4 protein-coding genes are annotated in these 2,998 nt (G+C 43.4%); 1 reads left to right on the top strand and 3 read right to left on the bottom strand.

Features of this window, described 5'->3' with window-relative positions:
• On the top strand, window positions 1-166 hold a 166-nt coding region (locus tag CAG69_RS04845; protein ID WP_237668039.1), incomplete at its 5' end, for a DUF3545 family protein.
• 234 nt (window positions 167-400) lie between these two features.
• Here the strand turns inward: CAG69_RS04845 and CAG69_RS04840 are convergent.
• The 3 genes from CAG69_RS04840 to nfo form a co-directional block, all read right to left on the bottom strand.
• Entirely contained in the window at window positions 401-952 is a 552-nt protein-coding gene (locus tag CAG69_RS04840) for a hemerythrin domain-containing protein (protein WP_161442993.1), read from the bottom strand.
• Between the two features lie 112 nt (window positions 953-1,064).
• Window positions 1,065-1,745: a uracil-DNA glycosylase gene (ung, locus tag CAG69_RS04835; protein WP_005396298.1), complete on the bottom strand. Its 681-nt coding sequence runs from the start codon at window positions 1,743-1,745 to the stop codon at window positions 1,065-1,067.
• Between the two features lie 283 nt (window positions 1,746-2,028).
• A complete protein-coding gene (gene nfo / locus CAG69_RS04830; RefSeq protein ID WP_109168794.1) occupies window positions 2,029-2,916 on the bottom strand; it encodes a deoxyribonuclease IV in 888 nt (295 codons plus the stop codon).
• Between the last annotated feature and the right edge of the window lie 82 nt (window positions 2,917-2,998).

The raw sequence follows: 2,998 nt of genomic DNA, 5'->3' as shown, positions 1-2,998 counted from the left end.
TGACATTTTTAATCTGGATACTACCTCAACAACCAAATCTCGTGCCAAACCAGTAAAGCGAAAGTGGCGTGAAATAGAAGAGATGAACGACAGGCGCAATTTGCTTAAAGAGCTACGCGAACTTGATGCCTGTACCGACTACAACTTGGAAGACATTAAACTCTAATTCAAACAAAAGGCACCTTAAGGGTGCCTTTTGTTTTTGTTTACAGTAACCGTAAACGACTTGAGTTTAAGCGCCAGGATTTGGGTATGATTACCGTTATTACTCAATAGGAATTTTCCTGTCTTTTGGTTGAGAAACGCAAACGATAAATTTACGTCCAATTCTCAATAAATAAGAAATGCAGCTAACAAACCCGAGTGATACTTTCGCTCGCTCAGGTTTTATCGCACACACTTAAACATACTCAGCATCACTTTGACGCACACGTTCAGCTAACTGTTTATAACGATCGGCAATAGTGTCACCAAAAACTGGGTCATCTTCACTGACGCTCCATAAGCTTTCAACATGCTGCCAATCTTCGGTAGTGAATAGCTCCTCAATGAGAGGCAGGATTTTTCGCTCCTCTAACTCCAAGTGGCGTCTTTGTGATTCAATGAAGTCCTCTAGGTGGGCCACAAACATGTCTTGAGGCACAACAGCATCCTGCAGGATCATCTCTATCAAGGAAGCAAACTCTTTGGTTTTACTTGCTAACTCTTGGTGTTCTTTCTCTAAGTTTTCCATGGTCTGTTGCTTACCATAGTGCTCAAGAAAGTGGTGATAGAGAATATCTTCTTTCGGATGGTGAACTTTTTCTGAATGATTAGAGAGGTAATCAACTATCTCGTTTACTAATGCGTAGTTGATCGCACGTTCTTCTTTTATCTCATTAAGTTTATGGCGCAGTATCGCCAACAGACGAACCATATAACCGTGTTCGCGTCGAATTCTTTCGATCATCATAGCGTCTCTCCTTAACACCTACTTTTAATAAGTGTACATGAGAAATTTGCCATCAGCCTCGAGCGTGCTCAAAAAAACAGCGATAATGGCAGCATTATCGCTGTCTCTTCTTTTATACAGTTAATGGCAAATGCCAGTTGATTGGTGCTTTCCCTTGCGAGGCAAGTAACTGGTTTGCTTGAGAGAAATGCTTACAACCAAAAAAACCTCGGTGCGCTGAGAGTGGTGATGGATGTGGTGCGGCTAACACATGATGTTTATTGCGATCAATAAAGCGCCCTTTCTTCTGAGCGTGAGAGCCCCACAATAAAAACACCACGCCTTCCTGATGCTGGTTTATCGCTTCAATCACTCGGTCAGTGAACGTTTCCCACCCCGTTTTTGAATGTGAATGCGCTTTACCTTGCTCAACCGTCAATACCGTATTGAGCAGCAATACACCTTGCTCTGCCCAGCTTTGTAAGAATCCATGCTGAGGGATTTGGAACCCTTCAATATCTTGAGCCAGCTCTTTATACATATTAACGAGTGATGGTGGCGTTTTGATTCCAGGAAGAACGGAAAAGCACAAGCCATGCGCCTGATTTGGACCATGGTATGGGTCCTGCCCCAGAATCACTACTTTAACATCGTTAAACTCGGTAAAACGAAACGCATTAAAGACATCTTTCGCTGGCGGAAAAATCGCTTTGCCTGCGGCGCGTTCTGCTTCTACAAAATTCAAAGTGTCTACAAAGTAGCTCTGTTTTTTCTCTTCGCCGATCACATCGTGCCAAGTGGGTGACTGATTCATGGAAAGTTCCTGTCCTAAATTTTGCTTCTATTCTAACGAGCGAAACCCAAACAAACAAAAACTTACCACGAACTTGAGAACAGTAATAAAAGGCTAATGCTTCTGTGGCGTTAGAAAATGCCCCTGTCCAGTAATGTGACGATTAGGCATCGGCAAACGAAGCACGCGGCGGCTATATGCGTAAGAAGCAAAAGAGTGTGGTCGAGACATAGTGGCATCCTTCTTTCTTAATTCAAATTGACTTAAGTGACTAAGAAAGAAAAGTGCCAACTCTGTGATCACATCATTGGTTATCTATCGCCGCTAGATGAAACTGACGCAGTGCGTTGATTTCTTGCTGCCAGATGTCCGGATCAATTGTTTCTAAAATCAGAGGGATACCATCAAAGCGAGGGTCTTTCGCGATGTACTCAAAACAATCCCACCCGATCTCTCCTTTGCCTAATGAGTGGTGGCGATCCACTTTGCTGGCAAACTCAACTTTTGAATCATTTAGATGCATTGCTCTTAAATAGTGCATCCCAACAATACGGTCGAATTCAGCAAAGGTATGCTCACAATCCTCTTTAGTACGCAGATCGTAACCGGCGGTAAACGTGTGGCAAGTATCGAGACATACACCAACACGTTCTTTGTCTTCCACTTGCTCGATGATTTCAGCAAGGTGCTCAAACTTCCAACCTAGGTTTGTACCCTGACCAGCCGTATTCTCGATTACCGCGATCACATTCGGCACCGCTTTGTGCGCAAGATTGATCGACTCAGCGATCGTCGCTAAGCACTCCTGTTCCGAGACTTTCTTTAGATGACTACCCGGGTGGAAGTTAAGTAAAGTCAGCCCCAACTGATTACAACGCTCCATCTCATCAATAAATGCCGCGCGTGACTTATCCAACTTATCCGCTTCTGGTGCACCTAAATTAATTAGATAAGAGTCATGGGGAAGAATATGTTCTGCACCGAAACCCAGCATTTTACAGTTCGCTTTAAACGCACTGATGGTTTTTGCTTCTAAAGGCTTCGCCACCCACTGGCGTTGGTTTTTTGTAAATAGTGCGAACGCATTCGCGCCAATTTCGCGAGCTCTCAACGGCGCTTGATCGACCCCACCAGCAGCAGAGACATGTGCACCAATGAGTTTATTCCCAAGCTTGTTTTTCATGTTTGTCATTTAATCACTTTAGACTTTCAGTATTGCTACCTAAATACAGATAGTTGCGTTAATCAGTTTAAACTTTAAGCTTAATTTGTAG

This window comes from Vibrio sp. V43_P6S15P86, from assembly GCF_009904725.1.
In the GTDB taxonomy this organism is placed as follows: domain Bacteria; phylum Pseudomonadota; class Gammaproteobacteria; order Enterobacterales; family Vibrionaceae; genus Vibrio; species Vibrio diabolicus.
This window is presented reverse-complemented; position numbering and strand designations above follow the sequence as displayed.